Consider the following 19,051-nt stretch of genomic DNA (forward strand, 5'->3'; position numbering starts at 1 on the left):
ACCAGAAGTCATGAAAGACCTGATTGCGGCGCCTTCGCCGAATTTCAACGCGCGTCTTGCACCGCCCGACATGCTGGTGCTCCACTACACCGGCATGGAGACGGGCGAGGCCGCCCTTGCGCGGCTGCGCGACCCCGAGGCCAAGGTGTCGGCCCATTACCTGGTCGAGGAAGACGGCCGCATCTTCCAACTCGTGCCCGAGGAACGGCGGGCCTGGCATGCGGGCGCCGGCGTCTGGCAGGAAGAGACCGACTGCAACGCCGCCTCGATCGGGATCGAGATCGTCAATCCCGGCCATGAGTTCGGCTATCGCCCCTTCCCCGAGGCCCAGATCGCGGCGGTCATCGCCCTGATCGGCGATATCCGCGACCGCTGGACCATTCCCGACAACCGCATCATCGCCCATTCCGACCTGGCGCCCGAGCGCAAGACGGATCCCGGCGAGCTCTTCCCCTGGAAACGGCTGGCCGAGGTGGGACACGGCCTGTGGTTTGAACCCGCCGCCAAACGGATCAAGGCCCTGGGCGGCCTGCTGCAAAAGGGCGACCAGGGTATCGGGGTCGTGGTGCTGCGCGCAGGCCTGCATCGGCTGGGCTATGGGCTAACGCCCGGCGGCGACTATGACGCCGAGACCGAGACCACGGTTCGCGCCTTCCAGCGCCACTGGCGGCCTGAACGCATAGACGGCGTCGCTGACGGCGAGACGCGGGCGCGGCTGGTGGGATTGCTGCAACTGGCCAGCGTCGAAAGCGTCACGGGCATCTTAAACTGATATCGAGGGGTCAATACCCCTTAACAGCTATAGATTTATCATCGTTCTAAAATTGCAACAGCATTGCGAGTGACCATTTACTCTATTCCATGCCATCAGTATGGTTTTCGGGCGACAATGTGAACGTGGATGTAAGATGGATGATTCTCATTCCATTGGTCCACCATATAGTAATGAACAACGCGGTCTGGTGGAATAATTTTACACCGATCTTCGTATCCTGAGCTTAGAACTTCAAGACCAGCATCATTGAGTATTAGAGATAAACCCTTCTCAGAAAACCTGAAAAAATCATGAGGAAATCCATGTAAAGGAAATGACTGATGCGTTCTAATGTAGCAAAGTCCCCCTGGAGCTAAAAGACGTTCAATCTGCCTAGCTGCAATCCAAGGGCGATCAAGGTGCTCAAAAACTGATAGCGAAATAAACGCCTGATATTTGCTATTCCAATGGTCAGGGATGTTATGAATATCTGCAACTTCATCGACGTCTTCTCCCGAAAATATGTCCGACATGGTGTAATTTTCCCGCTCTATATGAGGAAACCACGCCATGTGATGTGTTGATTGTCCTGGAACCGATTGGTGGGTGCCAATTTCTAAAACGGGGCTCGGCTTTTCTTTTTCCACCAAGTCTAGGAAAAGCTCGCGCGGGTTTCTGGCCTCCATAGGGATGCACTCTTTTTCTGCTGTGACCGAGAAGCTACCGACCACGGTTTTATTCGAATGTCATCGTCGAATAGCACCGTGGGCAAAATTTGATGGATTGTCCGCGCCGTTTTGATCGCCTGCGGATATCTCTGTGAGAGAATGGTGAGCCGCCCATTCTTTTTGCCGACGATTGGCTTTGTTCTCTCGTCCGAAGCGCGAGTTGATGTTGACCTAGTTCTCGCATTCCCGCATCTAGCCCCCGCCAGACGGCTGGGCGGTCGCGGCGGACTTTGCGTCCGTCGAGGAAAGTCCGGGCTCCACGGTGAAAAGGCGGCGGATAACTTCCGCCCGGGGCGACCCGAGGGATAGCGCCACAGAAAGCAAACCTCCGGCCTTGCGAGGCCGGTAAGGGTGAAAGGGTGGGGTAAGAGCCCACCGCGTGCCTGGCAACAGGGACGGCATGGCAAGCCCCGCCTGGAGCAAGACCAAATAGGGACATCGCGCGGGGTTCGCCTCGCGGGGCTCACCGCCTCAGATGTCCGGGTAGGTCGCGAGAACCGTTCAGCAATGGACGGTCCAGAGGAATGATCGTCGCCGTTCTTTGAGCGGAACAAAACCCGGCTTACAGGCCGTCTGGCAAATTTTTCGGCCTGGAGTTTCACCTCCCGCCCCTTCCCATCCTCAGCGTCGTCCCAAGCTTTTCAGAGGATCGACGGCGGATCAGAACGCCCTTGAGAAGGGCCGACAATCTGCGGCTCCACCACCCGTCAGGCGATAATCTGGTCAGGTCTAACCTGAGAGATTGTGAAGCATTCATGTAGTTTCGGCGGGTCACGCGGCCGGCCGCGTCCTTGGACATGGGGGCATATCTCAGCTCCGGTTTAGGGACTGCGGTCGATGAAAAATCTTTCGTTCAAAGCCAGACTTCTAGCGTCTTCAATGGCGCTTCTTTCCGTACTGGGGGCGACCCAGGCGATCGCTCAAGATCAGTCGTCCGTTGAGGCGGACACGGCCGAAGTCGCCACGATCACCGTGGTCGGCACCCGCAACGACGCCATGCGCACACAGATGCGCAGCGACAACGCCGTCAGCGTCATGTCGGCCGAAGACCTGGAACATACGGCGGTACACAATGTCGCCGAGGCCTTGGCCCTGCTTCCGGGCATCAGTGTTCAGAATACCGGCAATTCCTTCTTCGGCGGCGTCGACGGCGCTTCGCGCGGCGAAGGCATGTTCGTCGGCGTCCGCGGCATGAACTCCGAATTCACCCTGGCCCTGATCAACGGCGTCAACGCCGCCCAGGGCATGCCCTATTCGCGCCAGGTGCAACTGTCGCTGCTGCCCCCGTCGGGCCTGAAGACCATCGTGGTCAACAAGAACTCGACCGCCGACATGGACGGCGACGCCATCGGCGGCACGATCGACTTCGTCACGCCTTCGGCCTTCAGCATGGCCGACGACTATGCGTCCCTGTCGGTCTCCGGCCGGGTCGAAAGCCGCGCCCGCGACTATGACGAGGACGGTCTGGGCGGCGGCGTCAGCGGCGAGATCGCGCGCCGCTTCGGCCAGAACGACCAGTTCGGCCTCTATGTCAGCGCCTTCTACGACAAGCGCAACTTCGCCAACTCCATGATCGCGGGTCTGATGGCGGCCCAGAACGACGGCGGTTGGGCCTATCTGCACTCGGCCACAAACTCGGCTGCGGGCGTCAATCCGGACGGCATGGACCAGGAGGCCAACCTGGCCCTGACGAGCCTGAACGTCGGCGTCTCGACCGGCTACACCGAGCGTTTCGGCGGCAACTTCTCGTTGGACTGGCGCGCGGACGACAGCCTGGACGTCTATCTGCGCGGCTCCTACGCCTTTGCGGAAACCCAGCAGAACTCGACGTTGAACCAGTTCATCCAGAACCGCGCCCGCGTCCTCAACGCCGCGACGGGTCTGTATGATCTGAACCTGACCAACTCCTCGGTACGGGTCTGGTACACGACCAATCCCGAGGACGCGGACCTGAGCACCCTGACCTTCGGGGCCGTGAAGCGGTACGGCGCCTGGACCCTGTCGCCGTCGCTCTTCTATTCCTACGGCGGCAACGACCGCCCGGACCATATCGAAGCCTCGATGCGCAACAACCAGTCGGACCGCTACAACAACGGCTCGACCCTGCCCTACAGCGGCCTGTTCGCCGGCTATGACACCGACGGCTATCCGATCCCGTTGCTGACCCCGGCGCAGCAGAATCTGGTCAACAACTCGGGCACAGCCCTTCTGGCTCGCCGCGCCGGACAGCGCACGGAGCAGTTCTCAAACCAGCAGAAGGTCGGCGCTCGCTTCGACGCCCAGTACGATTTCGACGGCGGCGCCCTGTCCTACGTCAAGACGGGCGTGAAATACGTTGAGAGCCATCGCCGCGTCAGCAGCCACGACTGGACCAACGATCACTTCGCCAACCTGCTGGGCCGCGCCGGCGTGACCTGGGATGAACTGGGTCTGGTCGAAGGCTATTTCGACTCGGCCTATCCGGGCCTCTATAATATCCGTGCGCCAAAGGTGAACCACGACCGTCTCGTCGAGCTGTTCAACCAGTATTTCGACGCCGCGGCCGCCGCGGCCGACCTGTGCTACCTGAACTGCAACACGCTGAAGGGCGACGAGAATGTCGCCGCGGCCTATGTGACCGGCAAGTGGGATATGGGCGCGGTCGAGGTCATTCCGGGCCTTCGCTACGAACATACGCAGATCGAGAACACCTACTGGAACAACGACGTCTCTGCGAAGCGGTTTGAGTCGAACTCGACCGAGTACAATGAGTGGCTGCCGAGCCTGTTCGTCAACTATCGTCCCACCAGCGACGCTGTGTACCGGGCCTCGATCACCCGCGCCTATATGCGTCCGGCCCTGGTTCAACTGGGCGGGTCGGAGACGACCGAGCGGGGCGACAACTCCATCACCGTCACGCGCGGCAACCCCGACCTGGAGACGCTGAAGTCCTGGAACTTCGACACCTCCGCCGAGTGGAGCAACGCCTTCGGCGGCTACGCCATGGTTGGCGGCTACTACAAGCAGTTGTCGGACTACATGTACGACAACGGCTCGACGACCGTGAACGGCGGCGCGAACGGCGGCGGCACCCAATACAACGGCGAGACCTTTGATCGCGTGACCATCGTCTCGCCGACCAACGGCGGCGACGGCTACGTCAAGGGTATCGAGATCCAGCTGTACCAGGCCTTCGACATGTTGCCGGGCTGGCTGTCGGGCTTCGGCGCCGGGGCCAACTACACCCGTCAATGGACCGAGGTGGACATCGGCGGCGGCGAGAAACACCGGATGCAGAACGCGCCGGACGAACTGGCCAACGTCAAGCTGAACTACGCCTGGCGCAACCTGACGCTCGATCTGAACTGGAACTACTCGGGCGAGACGATCACGGCCTACAACCGCGTCGCCGGCCTGGACTACTGGACCCGGCCGACCCGCCGGACCGACCTGCACGCCGGCTACGCCTTCGACAACGGGGTGATGCTGGACCTGTCGGTGTCCAACCTGTTCGAGGACTACAGCTACTGGGCTCACGTCGGGCGTAACAGCCTGGCGCTTTCGGACGTGGTCAATTCCGGCCGCACCACCCTGCTGACGCTGAAGTACGACTTCTGACGTCGGCTTGGGGGCCCGGCGCGTTTCCCCAGCGCGCCGGGCCCTCTTTCCTTGAGATTTTCATGATCCGCCCATTCACCGCCGCGCGGCTCACCGTCATGATCGGGACCACCGGCTTCTAGAAGATGGTGCGCAGACTAACCGCGACGCGCCGACCGGAATCGACCACGTCCGAAAGCGCCATGCTGTTGCGCCCCACGTGGGCCCAATAGCTGTACGCCCCCGTCAGATTGGTCACGATGATGTCCAGCCGCGTCTGTTGGTCGAAACGCCACCGGGCGCGCGCGTCCAGCCGGGTCAGGGAGCGAACCCACAGATTATCCCAGTCGCCCTCCGCTTCCAGGACATCATAGGCCGATAGATAGGCGCCGGTGTAGTTTAAGCTCAGATAGGCGGCGGCGCGTCCCTGGGCATAGGCTAGTTCCGCATTTCCCAACCATTCGGGGGCGTTCAACATGGGCTGGGACCGGCCGAGAATTTCGCCCAGATCGACACGGGACCACTGTCGGCTGAGATTTAGATCCAGGCTGGCCTGGCCGCCCAGATCGAACAGGTCGCCCAAGGGCTGGGACCACTCCAGTTCGAGGCCGCGCGTGTCGCCGCGTCCGCCGTTGCGGGGCATGACCACAGTGACGGCGGCCTCTTGCGGAACCACCCCGACGTCCAGGCTGGAGCCGCTTTCGTAGAGGTAGTGATCGATCCGTTTGGCATAGGCGGACAGGCTAAGCGCCCCGCCGCCCGGCAGCCAGGTCTGGTGCGCAAGATCCAGGTTCCAGGCGTCGGCGCTTTTCAGATCCGGATTGCCGCGCGTCACCGTCGTCACGCCATCCACGGTCTCCGTCGTGACGCCGCCGCCCAGTTGCATGAAGGCGGGGCGGCTATACGACCGCCAGGCCGCCGCCCGCCAGACGCTCCGGTCATCGGGGCGGTACGACAGGTTCAGACTGGGCAAGAGCTTGTCATACCCACTGCGGCTGGCGCCCCATTCGCCGGGCGTCTCTACATTGCTCGTATCGGGCATGACCCAGAACCGGTTGGCGATGCGCGTCCTTTCTTGACGCAGCCCGAACTGAGTCTCCCAGACTCCGACCGCATGGGTGGCCATGACATAGACGGCCTGAACGGTCTCATGGCCTGACTGGCTGTTGCAGTTGAGGTTGTTGACGTAGAGGACGCCGCAGGTGTTGAAGCTGGCAGCCGTGCGATTGGCCTCGAACAGGGCCTCAAGCCGGTCGTGATCGACCCGAGGGATCGACCAGTCGTAAAGACCAGGAAACACCTCGGCATAGGTCCCTTTGGCGATCCCCAGGGCTTCCCACGTCAGACCAGCCGTCTGATAGACGTCGCCGAAGAAGGCGTTGGTCCAGTTCCGGTCTGTCAGATCACGATCGCTCCGCCCGAGCTTTGCGCCCATCCGAAGGCTGCGCCAGGGCCCGCGCTTCGGCGTGAAGGTCAGACCGAAGCCGCCGCCGTATCGCATCTGCTCGCTGAACTGTTCGGTGCGCTGACCGGCGCGACGCGCCAGCAGCACTGTGCCCGCATGGTTCAGATCATCGAACACGCTCTGAGGCCACTGTGGAACCGGCAGACCGTCGCGATAGGTCACCGTCACACCACCGAAGGGGCGCGAGGTCCGCGCGGTATTATAGCCGTCTTTCTGGTTGACCCAGGCCGAGGCCTCAAGATGATCGGGGCGCCCGCTCTCGCCAAGACTGGCGAACAGATAGGGCGTCAGCCGCCATCTGTCGGAGACCGCGTCGGCCGTCAGACTAAGCGTCGACAGGGAAACATTGTCCGGATTTGTCTCGTACCAGACCCGCGTCGACAGATCCTGCACCGATAGACGATAGACGCCCGATCCGTCATCGATCCAGGACTGAGCGCCGCTGACGACCTGGCTGAAGGTGGAGTTCTGCTCGGTGCGCGCCTGAGCGTGGGTGGCGTTCAGACGGACGTCCAGGCCAGGAGCCGCGCGCCAATCCAGCGCCAGGGCGTAGTTCTGCAAACGGCTGCGCCCACTGGAGACGCCCACATTCAAACTCGTCTGAACCAACCCCTCTTGCGGACGGTCGGCGTCCGGCGCTCCGCCGGCCGCCGAACCTGAAACCGCATAGGCCCAGCCCCGGTCGTTCTGGGCGGCCATGACCCCGGCCAGTTCCGAGTTGACGAAGCTGCGGTCCTCGTGAGCGGCGGCTAAATAGAGACCGAACTGCCCCTGGGCGCCAAGGCGGCGGCCGTGCTCGATCCGGACCGCCTCGCCCAGGCTCGCCTCTCCGTAGTCCCGCGACCGCGTCTCGATCCGCCCCGCGACGGCCATGGCGGTCCAGGGCGATTGGGACGGGTCCGTCGGTCCCGGCGTCTGGAAATCCAGGGCGGCGCCGATGAAATCACCGTCAAGATCCGCGCGGCCGGTCTTGTGCACCACCACGGTCTGAAAGGCGTCCGGCGGAAGCAGGTTCAGTTGGACTCCCCGCGAGTAGGGCAGGCCCTGGGCCACAGACACGCCGTTGATCATGCTGAGATTGTACTCGGCGTTCAGGCCTCGATAGGCGGTGTAGAGGCCTTCACCGCGCGAGGCCGAGTCGATGCCGCCGATGAAGGACCGCCCGGTATTGATCACCGTCATGCCCGGCAGATCGCCGAGGGCTTCGGACAGGTTCTGCGCTGCGCCGCGTTCCATGTCTTCGCGGGAAAGACTGCGTACGGATGTGGGGGCGTCCAGATCCGTGGCCCCGCGACGGCTAATCTCGTCAATTTCCGCACGGCGCGCCACCACCTGTATCGGTTCCAAATCTGCGGGCGGCGCCTCGATGGGAGGCGGCGACGACGGCTGGGCCCGGGAGACGATGACGAAGGTTCGGCTATCCACCCGGCGCGCTGCGAAGCCGGCGTCGGCCAAAGCCAGGTCAAAGGCGCGCGTTGTCTCAAGCCGGCCGACGACGGCGCGGCTCCGCCGCCCCTCAAGCCGTTCCGCGGGAAACAGGACCTGGACGCGCCCTTGCCGCGCAAGGGCTCGCAAAGCAGACGGCAGCGGCTGGGCGGGGACGTCGAACAATGGAGCCTGCCCGGCGGCCGAAACAGACGCCGGCAGGATTGAGACGGCCAGGACCGCGCCGCCGACAGACCGTAGGAAAGCGTGACGTCCGCCGCAGCCCATGGTGGGACGATCCGTGATGACCCTCGACTGCGACGGCTTCTATGGAGCGGCTGCAATGGATTGATGACATGGCGGCTGCAGATTTGGCGGCTTGTCGACGGCGCTGCGTCTCTTGAGGTACAGACTAGCGAGTTCGGATGTTTGACGGCGTCGGCCCATCGATGACAGCTTCACGCAGCGCCGCCGATCCGGCGGTCGCCATCATGGCCGACTTGATGCGGCGGTTCGACGCCCGACTGCGCGCGTACCTGCGGCGCTTCCTTGCGCCTGCCGATGTCGACGACGCGTTACAGGACATCTATCTAAGGCTCACCCGGCTGGCGAGTGGCGTGCCGCCTCCCGAGTTCAACGCCACCTATGTCTTTAAGACCGCCGACAGCGTGGCCCGCGACCTGCGCCGTCGACGGCTGGGGCGCGCCGCCGACCGGCATGTCGAGGTGTCGGACGATCTGGCTCACGACGGTCCATCTCCTTTCGATGAGGTCCGCTGGCAGCAAAACGCCGACCTATTGCGCCGCGCTATCGCGTCGCTGACGCGTGATCAGCGAATGGTGCTGATGATGCATCGCGTAGAGGGGCTGACCCTGGTCGAGATCGCCGAACGCCAGCGCATCCCATTGCGTACGACCCAGCGCCTCCTGGCGGACGCCCTTGCCCGTTGCCGGCACAAGCTTAAGGATTGTGGATGGTTCGAACAGTAATTCCCTTCCGTCCTGCGCCGCGCGACGTCGAAGCCGATGCTTTTGTCGCCGATCGCCTGAAAGAAGAAGCGGGCGAGACCGGCGTCACCCATGCGGACCATGGCCAGGTCGCCGAGGTCTGGGACGCTCTGGGGCAGTTGGATTCCGCCGACTTCAAGCCGGGTGCAGCGCGGGCGGAGGCAGGCGCGCAGATGAACCGCCGCGCGTGGATGATCGGCGGGACGCTCGCGGCCGGCGTCGCGATCGGCGGAGTGTTCCTGTGGCGACAGCAGCCGGTGATCCATGAGACCGGCGTGGGCGAACGCCGCACGATCCGCCTGTCCGACGGAACCGAAGCCACCCTCAATACCGACAGCCGCATCGTCGCCCGGGTCAACGGCGATCGCCGTGAAGTCGTGGTGGAGCAGGGCGAGGTGTTCTTCGACGTCGCCCATTTGGACGGCGCCGCCTTCAATGTCTTCAGTCATGAGGCCCGCATCCACGTCACGGGGACGCGGTTCAACGTCCGTCGCCATTCGAGCTTTACCGACGTCGATCTGCTGGAAGGCAGCGTCGATATCGGCGCCAGGAGCGCGGTCGACGCCAAGGGCCTGTCGCTTGCCGCCGGTCAGGCGGTCCGCATCGACATCCACGGCCAGCCGACCGCCCCGCTGTCGCCGGCGCGTGCGGCCTATATCGAGGACTGGCGACAGGGCCGGATCAGCTTCGACCACACCCGCCTGTCCGAAGCGGTCGCCGAGATGAACCGCTACAGCCAGACCCCGCTCTTGCTCGACGACCAAGAGCTTGGAAATTTGCTCATAGACGGCGTGTTCGAGGCAGGCGATACCGCCGCCTTCGCCAGAGCTCTGCGGGATCTGCGAGGCGTCCAGATCCGACGAGAGGGACCATACTGGCGGCTGTCCTCCGGGACCGCCTGAGCGAGAGCGAACCTTGTAAGGTCGGTCGGGTTCGACGGACGCGGACATCTCACGCGGCCGGACACACCCTTTCGACATAGTCAGCGTGAGAGGGCATCAGGGCGACGCACTTGCCGATGACGGCTTCCACGTCCGCCAGGAACCGCTCGATGTCCGCCTCGGGCGTCACATCGACCAGCGGATCATAGCCGGCAGGGATCATCCCCTGCCCCAGCAGCACCTGGATCCAGCTTTCCTCGGCGAACAGTTCGTCGTCCTCGCGGAAGATCCGGCCGTTGGCGCGGAACAGGTCGATCTTCCGCTCCAGCGTCACAGGGACGTCCATGTCGCGGCAATAGCGCCAGAACGGCGTGTCGTCGCGTTCCGTGGCCTTGTAATGCAGGATGATGAAGTCCCGGATCCGCTCGTATTCGAAATCGGTCTGACGGTTGAACTCGGCGATGGTGGCGGGATCGAAACCGGCGTCCGGCATCATGCGCACCAGCCGGATCAGTACGGACTGGATCAGGTGCAGACTGGTCGATTCCAACGGCTCGAGAAAACCGGAGGCCAGGCCCGCCGCCACGCAGTTGCGGTTCCAGATCTGCCGACGCTTGCCGGCGAGGAAGCGAATGCGGTTCGGCTCGGCCATCTGGGCGCCGTCCAGGTTCGACAGCAGGATTCGCTCGGCCTCTTCATCGTCCATATGACGGCTGGAATAGACGTGCCCGTTGCCCGTGCGGTGCTGAAGCGGAATGCGCCACTGCCAGCCGGCCGGGCGGGCGGTCGAACGGGTGTAGGGCGTAAAGGGTTCGGTCCGCGCGCAGGGCACGGCCATGGCCCGATCGCACGGCAGCCAGTGCGACCAATCCTCGTACCCGGTCTTCATCGCCTGTTCGATGATCAGGCCGCGGAAGCCCGAGCAGTCGATGAACAAGTCGGCCGATACGACCGCTCCATCCTCAAGCGTGACGGACTCCACAAATCCGTCCTCGGGCTTGAGCTTCACCGATACGACCTTGCCCTCGCGACGTCGCACGCCCGCCGCCTCGGACATGCCGCGCAGATATCTGGCGTAGAGGCCGGCGTCGAAATGGAAGGCGTGGGCGATATGGCCCAGCGGCGAGGTCGGTCGTTTCGGGTCGGCGCGCATGAAGCGGTTCTGCAGCGCCGCCGCCGTATTGATCGAATAGGCGGCGAGGTCGGACGCCTTCCCCGCCGCCCGCATCTTCAGCCAGTACTGATGGCAGCGCAGCCATTCCAGGTCCCGGCCGATCACGCCGAAGCCGTGGATATAGCTTGATCCGATCCGGTCCCAGTCGACGAACTGGATGCCCAGTTTGAAGCTGGCCTGGGTGCGGCGCATGAAGTCGTTTTCGTCCAGACCGATCAAGTCGTTGAACGTCTTGATCGCCGGGATCGTCGCCTCGCCCACCCCGATCGTGCCGATGGCCTCGGACTCGATCAGGGCGATTTCATACAGCCCCTTGAACAGCTTGGAGAACAGGGCGGCGGCCATCCAGCCGGCGGATCCACCGCCGACGATCAGGATTGTCTTCAGCTGCCGCACATCCGCCCCCAAAACACAGTCAGTCGGCAGCGTCGCAGGCGCCGGGGGTGGTCGGCAAGGGCAGTTCGCCCGTCGTCGCGGGCCGGGCGTAGCTGAGGCCAAAGCCCCGCGCGAACTGCACCACGTCGCCCGCATGCTCGCCGGTGCTGCAGGCCGACCCCGGCCAGGCGAAGGACAGGCGTCCGGTGAAGTCATAGCGACCACCCGACAAGACATCGGCCAGGCCGGCCCCCTCGGTGCCGGGCAGGAAGGCCGCGACGAAGGCGTCCGACAGATTGATCAGGTCGTTGGCGTAGGCGGGACGGCCTGAATACAACACGGACACCACCGGCACGCCCTTGCCCGAGACCGCGTGCAGAAGCGCCAGGTCATTGGGACGAAGGTGGCTGTACTGGACCGGCGCGGGGAAGCGGACGTCGCCATGATATTCGGCATAGGGCGTCTCCCCCAGCACCACCACGACCTTGGCGAACTGCGTCAGGTCCACGCCGACGGCGTCCCTTGAATAGACGACATTCTCCGCCCCCAATTGCGCCTTCAGCGCCGCCAACAGGGTGCTGCCGGTCGCGAAGTCGGCGTTGACGTTCTCGGTCCCCTGCCAGGTCAGGGACCAGCCGCCGGTCTGGTTGGACAGGCTGTCGGCGCTGTCGCCCACGACCAGGATCTTCTCGCCCTGGACCAGCGGCAGGGCGCGGTCGTTGTTCTTCAGCAGGACGACCGACTTGCGCACCGCCTCACGCGCCAGATCGGTCGCGGCCACGGCCGAGGCCTGCCCGTTGTAGCGGCTTTCCGACGGCGCATGATCGAACAGGCCCGACCGCATCTTGACCCGCAGGATCCGCGTCACGGCGTCGTCGATGCGCGACATCGGGATGCGCCCAGCCTCCACATCGGCGATGGTATTGCCGATGAAGGCCTTCCAGTCCTCGGGGACCATGATCATGTCGATGCCGGCGTTGATCGCCTGGGCGCATTCGGCCTTGGTGCAACCGGGGACCTGCTCGATCCCGTTCCAATCGGATACGACCAGACCGTCGAAGCCCAGTCGGTCCTTCAGCACGTCGGTCAGCATTTCACGGCTGCCGTGCATCTTGCCGTAGTCGTGACCGGCGGCGACGTCGTTCCAACTGCTGTAGGAGGCCATTACGGTCTGCACCCCGGCCTCAATGGTCGAATAATAGCCGGCGCCGTGGCGATTGATCATCTCGCTGCGGCTCGCACGAGCCTCGCCCTGGTCCTGACCGTTGAAGGTGCCGCCGTCGCCCATATAGTGTTTGGCCGTGGCGACCACGTCGCCGTCGCCGGTCAGATCCCCTTGCAGCCCGCGCACCAGGGCTTCGCCGTATTCGGCCACCTGCTGCGGATCGCTGGAATAGCTCTCATAGGTGCGGCCCCAGCGGCGGTTCTCGCCCACCGCCAGGGTCGGGGCGAAGACCCAGGTTATGCCGGTGGCGCGCACCTGACGCGCCGTGGCCCGGCCGATCCGCTCGATCAGTTCGGGATCATGGGCGGCACCCAGGCCGATGTTGTGTGGGAAGAGCGTGGCGCCGGAAACGTTGTTGTGGCCATGGACCGCGTCCGTGCCCCAGATCAGCGGGATCTTCGCCGCCATGTCGGCGGCGAGAGCGGCGTCGTGATAGCGGTCGGACAGGGCGGCCCATTCGGCGACGGTCGCGTGCTTGTTCATGGCCGGCCAGGCGCCGCCGCCATTCAGGACCGAGCCGATATAATACTGCGTCACCTCCTCCGGCGTGATGTAGCGGACGTCCGGCTGGGTCATCTGGCCCACCTTCTGCGCCAGGGTCATGCCGGCGACGATCCGGGCGATCCGCGCCTCCATCGCGGCGTCTGGGGCGTAGGCCGCAGTCAGGGCCGGCCAATCCGTCCGCTCGTGCTGAGCGGCGGCGCTCATCGGCGCCAGGGCGCATCCGGCCAGCAGCAGCAGCGGGAGAAGCTTGGTCTTGCGGAAGGTCATGGCCGTCTCTCGGTTACAGGTATCGATCAAAAAAGAGGGCGAGACGGCATGGCCGCCTCGCCCTGGAGGCTAAGGGCTCGGAGAGGGACGCCCTAGAACCGGTAGTTGACGCCGAACAGGAACTGCCGGCCGTACTCTTCATAGGTTTCGGGCAGCGAACCGCCGTCCGCCGTCGTCGTGCCGCCGCTGTCCAGGCCCAGGCGGGTCCGGTAGGGCGAGTTGGTCAGGTTGTTGACCTGGAACAACACCCCCAGGCCTTCCAGCGGGCCCTGTTCGAAGGTGTAGCCCACCTGGGCGTCGATCTGTTCGTCGTCCAGGATCTCGGTGTAGCCGCGCGTGGCAAACAACTGCACGACCTCGCCCTTGAAGGCTTCGCGGAACCGCTTGCTGATCCGCGCCTGGAAGCCGCCGCGCTCGTAGTAGGCGGTCATATTGTAGACCGTGCCCGACAGGCCTGGGATACGCACATTCTGGCCGTCCGGCGCCGGGTTCAGATCCGACTCGGTAAAGGAGATGCTGCCCAGCACGCCCAGACCGTCCAGCGGCTCCCAGACGGTGCCGAAGTTCAGGGCGCCGCTGACCTCCAGCCCTTGCACCGTGCCGCCGTCGCCATTGGCCGGCAGGCTGATCTGGCCGATGGGACTGATGGTCACGTCGGACGGAATAGCGGACGCCGTCGTCGGCAAGGGAATGCCGCTGAAGTCGAAGGTGCCGTTCTGGGTGTAGATGTAGGTCTCCAGATCCTTGTAGAATCCGGCGATCGACAGGTAGGTCGTGGAGTCGACGTACCATTCGTAGGCAAGGTCGAAGGCGTTGGCGCGCCACGGCTCAAGTTCCGGATTGCCGCCGGACGCCGACCACGGATTGACGGTCGACCCCGGCGGACAGGGCTGACCCGAACAGACCAGCGAGTTGAAGCCCGGCGTCACATTGGCGCGCATCTCGTCCATCCGCGGTCGCGCCATGGTGCGAGAGGCCGCAAAACGAAGCCGATGGCCGCCGCCCAGGTCGTAGATCAGGTTAAGGCTGGGCAGAATGTCCAGATACTCGGCGCCCTTGGTCACCGAGATTGGATCGATGGGCGCGCCCGGCTCGGTGCCGTTGATGACGACGCCGGTCGATTCCTGGTTCTGAACCACCGCCTGCATGCCCACATTGCCGCGCCAGCGACCGCCTTCGAAGTCCAGCTTGACGAAAGCCGTGGTGACCTCCTCCTCGATGTCCCAGTTCTTGTCGAAATAGTTGGCGTCGAGGATCGGGGCGCGGTCGTAATAGACGTCGAGCGCCCGGCTCATGTCGACGGCGAGCACGTCGCCGAAGCCCGCCCAGGCCAAGGACACTGGCGTTTCCAGATACTGGGCGTCGACATAGACCTGCTGGCGCCCGTTCTTCAGGAAGAGATCATAGTCATCGACGCGCTTGGACTTCTCGCGCTTTGCGTAGTTCACGCCTGCGGTGAAGGTGGTGAAGAAGCCGTCCATGTCGCGCTGGATCTTCAGATCCGTCGAGGTGATGCTTTCCTCCACGTCCGGGAAGCGGATGGCGCCGTCATGCCCCCAGCCGCCCCAGGGCGCGCGATCGCCCAGCGTCACCTGTGACGCATCGGCGTAGTCCAGCCCTTCCGAATAGGAGGGATAGCCGTCGTCGTTGATCGTGAAGCCGATCACATCATAGGTGCGGCCGATATCGGGCGTGGCCGGCGTCACGCCGCCTACGCCCCGGCCATAGCCGGCGTAGGTCTCGAGAATGGTCTCGCGCCGCCGATTGTTCGAATAGGACAGGTCCGCGACGATCCGCGTCCGGTCGTTGATCTCATATTCGGTGTTGAGGCCGATCGAGAAGATTTCGTCCTCGCGGGTATTGTAGTCGTTGCGCAGGATCGGCACGGCGTTGTTGACCGTGCCGCTGCGCCCAAACAGCGAACCGCCCCGGTCCTCGGTCACGACGTCGGTGAAGTAGGCGCCGTCGGCATACGGGTTGGAGAACCACTGGGCGCCCCGCGTCGTCTCTTCCTGCTCGAACTTGGAATAATAGACATCGAGGGTCGAGTGCAGCCGATCGTTCGGACGCCATTCCACGATGCCGATGACAGCGTCCCGTTGGTTCAGGCGTGATGTGGCGAACACCTCCTGGCCGTTGAGCAGAAGCGCGGTGTCGGCGCTGTCGGGCTGGACCGAGTCCACGGTGCAGGTCGAGCCCGGCGCGCTCGGTTCGCACGCGCCGCCGAAAGCCTCATAGCCGTAGGCCTTGTAGTGCTTGTTCTGAGACGGCGAATCCAGATGCGCATAACCGAGGGCCAACCCCAGCGTGCCGTCAGCCAGTTGATCGATATAGCTGATCGAGAAACGGCCGCCGTAGTTGCGGACGTCGTCGTTCAACTTGTCGCCTTCGGTCATTTCGCCGCGCAGGTTCACGGCGAGGGCGCGCTGGCCGAACGCCAGCGGCCGAACGGTCTGCAGGTCGGCCGTACCCGACAGCCCCATGCCAGACACCTCGGCGTCGGGGGTTTTGTAGATGACCACGCCGGACAGGAGCTCGGACGGATACTGGTCGAATTCCACCGCCCGGTTGTCGCCTGAACTGGCTTGCTGACGACCGTTCAGCAAGGTGGTGGTGAAGTCCGGCGCCAGGCCGCGGATCGAGATGACCTGGGCTCGGCCGTTGACGCGCTGCGCCGCCAGACCCGGCAGGCGTGCGATGGACTCGGCGATCGACACGTCCGGCAGCTTGCCAATATCCTCGGCCGAGACCGCCTCGACGATGGAGGTCTCCCGGCGCTTGGTGGCGATGGAGTCCGCCAGGCCGCGCCGCAAGCCGGTGACGACGACCTCCTCGACCTCGGTCGCGCCATCCTCGGCCTGAGGCGCCGTCTGGGCGACGGCGACCGCCGGCAGCGCCACGGCCAGCGCCAGGGCCGAAGCCGTCAGGTGAAGCGCGCCTGCGCGCGGACGAATTGAATGAAACCCAGCAAATGCGCTGCGCATGTGATCTCCCCTCACGTTTCCCTTGGCGCGGGCCCTTTGAGCCGCGCGTCCATCTTCTTGACGCTATTTTGGAAGCGCTTCCAACACCATACCGCGTAATTGGTTTTTGGCAACACAGGCTTTAGCGGGGCCCGCTCCAGACGTAGGTCGCGGCGCTTGCCGGCGGCAAGGCGACCGCAGCCCTCAGCCGGTCTTCACCGATTTCGAACCGCGCCTCGGCGTCAGACGCGTTGAGAACCACCAGCACACGCCGGCCGTCGGGATTGACGAAGCCGACCGCCTCAAGCCCCTCCGGTTTCGAGATGGCGACGCGGCGCGCGCCCTGGCGTACGAACCGGCTGGCATGCCCGAAGGCATAGTATTCCTGGTTTCTCTCAACCGCGCCCGTGCGACTGTCGATCGTGACCACGCCACGGCAGTCGCCGCATCCACCGGCGTGAGGGCCATGATTCTCGTCCAGGGCGATGTTCCACATCAGCACGCCGCGCGCATGGTTTTCGACCGCGCCGATGATCAGGGTCTTCATCGTCCAGACGAAGCTGTCCTTAAAGCCGGGCGCCCAGTCGCCGCCCGAACACTCGGTGAAGAAAACATCCTTGTCGGGATGGGAATCGAATACCCGGGACTGGACGGCCACGTCGCCGGCGTAGCAATGCCAGGCCACGCCGGACACATAGGTCCGCGCAGTGGGGTCGTTCAGCACGCCCAGGGGCTGCTCCGGCTTGTCCCAGTTGTGATCCCAGTCGAGGATCTTCGTTTCCAGACCGTGCTGTTGCAGTCGGGGTCCCAGGTCGCGGCCGATAAAGCGCGCCCTGCCCTCGGCGCCCCAGCGCATGCCGGGATAGGAATCCGGCTCGAAGTCCGGCTCGTTCTGGATGCTGATATAGTCGGTGGGGACGCCCTCGGCTGCGGCTGCCGAGATATAGCGGGTCAGATAGTCGGCGTAGGTGGAATAGTATTCCGGCTTCAGTTCACCCTGGATCATCGACCCCGTGGTCTTCATCCAGCCCGGCGCGCTCCAGGGCGTGGCCATCACCTTGAGTTCGGGATTGATCGCCAGCGCCTGGCGCACCGTCGGAAAGACCTCGGCCGCCATCGGTGCAACCGAAAAGCCGGCCAGCGACAGATCTTCGGCGTCCGCCAGACTGTAATGGCTCAACGAGAAATCCGACGCCCCGATCGTCACCCGCGTGAAATCAAAGCCTAGGCCGCCGTTCTCCCGTCCGAACAGATCGCGGAGCAGGGCGTCGCGCTGCTGCCTCGTCATCCGGGCCTGGATCAGATGCGCCGTCGCATCCGTCACGGCAGCGCCGAATCCAACCATGGTTTGAAGCGGCGCATCCGGATCAAGCAGAACCGTCGGCGAAGCCGTGCCCGCGACCTCGGCTTTCATCACCAGCCGCTGGGGCGAAAGCAGTTGCGACTGGTCGCCCGACGTCACCCAGGCACGGTCCGGCGCCGACGCGCATCCGGCGGCGGCGAGCGTGGCCAAAGCCAGGACGCAAGCTTTCGCCCGCAGTCGATCCCGTCGTTTCATGCTTTCCTCCCTGCGGACGTCTCAGACGCGCCCTTAAAATTGGAAGCGCTTCCATAATGGCGCCGCGAGCGAGGTCGTCAAGCGTCTGCGTCGTTACACGTGCCAGGCGCCGGCGGATTCCCGCACGACAACAGCGTGTGGCAGGGTCCGGAACGTCCAGTCCCCGGCAGCCCCGGTGATTCGCTCCGACACCAGTCGCACAGCCTCACCACCCATGGCCTTCAGCGGCTGATGGACGGTGGTCAGTGGCGGCCAGACAATGGCGGACACGGGCGTGTCGTCGAAACCGGAGATCGACAGGTCGCCCGGCACCTGCAAGCCCCTGGCGTGAGCGACCGACAGCGCCCCTGCCGCCATGTCGTCATTGGCGCAGATCAGCGCCGTGGGACGGGGTGACAGCTCCAGCATGCGCGCGGCGATCAAACCGCCCGACCGGAAGGTGAAGTCCCCGTGCTCCACCCGAAGGGCGTCGTCGGCCAGTCCCATCTGCCGCATCGCCCGTCTGACCCCGTCCAGCCGGCTTTCAGCCGACAAGTGCCCAGGGATGCCGCCGAGATAGGCAAGATGGCGATGGCCGAGCCCCAGCAGATACTGCGCAATGTCGCACCCGCCAGCCTCGTCGTCGATGCCGACCGCATCGACCAGGCCCCGCCCGCCGCCGCCCGGCGAGATGGCGGCCAGATGCACGCCGCGGGCCCGCAGTTGCTGGATCAGGTCGGCGTTGTCCGAAAAGGGCGGCGTCAGGATCACCCCCTGACATCTCTGGTTCATCGCGATATCGATGACCTGCTGAACCGCCTCTGGGTGGTGCTGGGGCACATGACGCGTAATCAGCTGAAAACCCGACTGGAGACATTCGCGCACCGCCCCCAGCTCCAGCGCCGAAGCGTAAAAGGAGTTGGGCTCGGCATCCAGGTCGGACGCGAGAACCAGAGCCAACACCCGGCTGCCGCCTCCCGCCAGGGACCGCGCCTGCGGATTGACGCGATAGTCCAACGTCTGCACCGCCTCCAGCACCTTGCGCCGCACCGGCTCCCGGACATTCGGGCCGCCGTTAAGCACGCGCGAGACGGTCGTCCGACCCACGCCCGACAGACGCGCCACATCATCAATCGTGGGCTTTCTGGCCGACATGCCGTTCTCCGGTCT

The 19,051-nt window shown here is 64.4% G+C and carries 11 protein-coding genes and 1 other RNA gene; 5 read left to right on the plus strand and 7 right to left on the minus strand.

Going from position 1 to position 19,051, the window contains the following annotated elements:
* Positions 1-10 precede the first annotated feature (10 nt).
* Positions 11-772 carry a peptidoglycan recognition protein family protein gene (locus tag PKE72_RS00675; protein WP_271163550.1) on the plus strand — a complete coding sequence of 254 codons (762 nt, stop codon included), beginning with the start codon at positions 11-13 and terminating at the stop codon, positions 770-772.
* Between the two features lie 95 nt (positions 773-867).
* Here the strand turns inward: PKE72_RS00675 and PKE72_RS00680 are convergent, their stop codons facing one another.
* A complete protein-coding gene (locus PKE72_RS00680; RefSeq protein ID WP_271163551.1) occupies positions 868-1,485 on the minus strand; it encodes a methyltransferase domain-containing protein in 618 nt (205 codons plus the stop codon).
* A 199-nt stretch (positions 1,486-1,684) separates the two neighbouring features.
* On the opposite strand from PKE72_RS00680, the gene rnpB reads away from it, so the two are divergent.
* Together rnpB and PKE72_RS00690 are read left to right on the plus strand one after the other, a co-directional pair.
* Positions 1,685-2,063: RNase P RNA component class A (gene rnpB, locus PKE72_RS00685), an RNA gene on the plus strand.
* 298 nt (positions 2,064-2,361) lie between these two features.
* Positions 2,362-5,079 (plus strand): TonB-dependent receptor, encoded by a 2,718-nt coding sequence (locus PKE72_RS00690; protein WP_271163552.1) that lies wholly within the window; start codon positions 2,362-2,364, stop codon positions 5,077-5,079.
* Between the two features lie 118 nt (positions 5,080-5,197).
* Here PKE72_RS00690 and PKE72_RS00695 read toward each other — a convergent pair whose 3' ends face one another.
* Complete coding sequence (locus PKE72_RS00695; protein ID WP_271163553.1) at positions 5,198-8,134, minus strand: TonB-dependent receptor; 2,937 nt, start codon at positions 8,132-8,134, stop codon at positions 5,198-5,200.
* Positions 8,135-8,373: 239 nt separating this feature from the next.
* On the opposite strand from PKE72_RS00695, the gene PKE72_RS00700 reads away from it, so the two are divergent.
* Both PKE72_RS00700 and PKE72_RS00705 read left to right on the plus strand, forming a co-directional pair.
* Positions 8,374-8,937: an RNA polymerase sigma factor gene (locus tag PKE72_RS00700; protein ID WP_271163554.1), complete on the plus strand. Its 564-nt coding sequence runs from the start codon at positions 8,374-8,376 to the stop codon at positions 8,935-8,937.
* Positions 8,922-9,857, plus strand: a complete 936-nt coding sequence (locus PKE72_RS00705; protein WP_271163555.1) for a FecR family protein — start codon at positions 8,922-8,924, stop codon at positions 9,855-9,857. The genes PKE72_RS00700 and PKE72_RS00705 overlap by 16 nt, the downstream gene beginning before the upstream one ends.
* A gap of 49 nt (positions 9,858-9,906) precedes the next feature.
* Here PKE72_RS00705 and PKE72_RS00710 read toward each other — a convergent pair whose 3' ends face one another.
* The 5 genes from PKE72_RS00710 to PKE72_RS00730 all read right to left on the minus strand — a co-directional run bounded on the left by PKE72_RS00710 (position 9,907) and on the right by PKE72_RS00730 (position 19,036).
* Complete coding sequence (locus PKE72_RS00710; RefSeq protein ID WP_271163556.1) at positions 9,907-11,406, minus strand: tryptophan halogenase family protein; 1,500 nt, start codon at positions 11,404-11,406, stop codon at positions 9,907-9,909.
* A 19-nt stretch (positions 11,407-11,425) separates the two neighbouring features.
* The gene (locus tag PKE72_RS00715; RefSeq protein ID WP_271163557.1) at positions 11,426-13,381 is read right to left on the minus strand and encodes a glycoside hydrolase family 3 protein; all 1,956 of its coding nucleotides are present in this window, start codon (positions 13,379-13,381) and stop codon (positions 11,426-11,428) included.
* A 92-nt stretch (positions 13,382-13,473) separates the two neighbouring features.
* Positions 13,474-16,365, minus strand: coding sequence for a TonB-dependent receptor (locus tag PKE72_RS00720; RefSeq protein ID WP_271163558.1), 2,892 nt, complete (start codon positions 16,363-16,365; stop codon positions 13,474-13,476).
* Positions 16,366-16,486: 121 nt separating this feature from the next.
* Entirely contained in the window at positions 16,487-17,902 is a 1,416-nt protein-coding gene (locus PKE72_RS00725) for a glycoside hydrolase family 30 protein (protein ID WP_271163559.1), read from the minus strand.
* Between the two features lie 93 nt (positions 17,903-17,995).
* A complete protein-coding gene (locus tag PKE72_RS00730; RefSeq protein WP_271163560.1) occupies positions 17,996-19,036 on the minus strand; it encodes a LacI family DNA-binding transcriptional regulator in 1,041 nt (346 codons plus the stop codon).
* Positions 19,037-19,051: the final 15 nt, after the last annotated feature.

It is taken from the genome of Brevundimonas intermedia (genome assembly GCF_027922165.1).
GTDB lineage: Bacteria > Pseudomonadota > Alphaproteobacteria > Caulobacterales > Caulobacteraceae > Brevundimonas > Brevundimonas intermedia.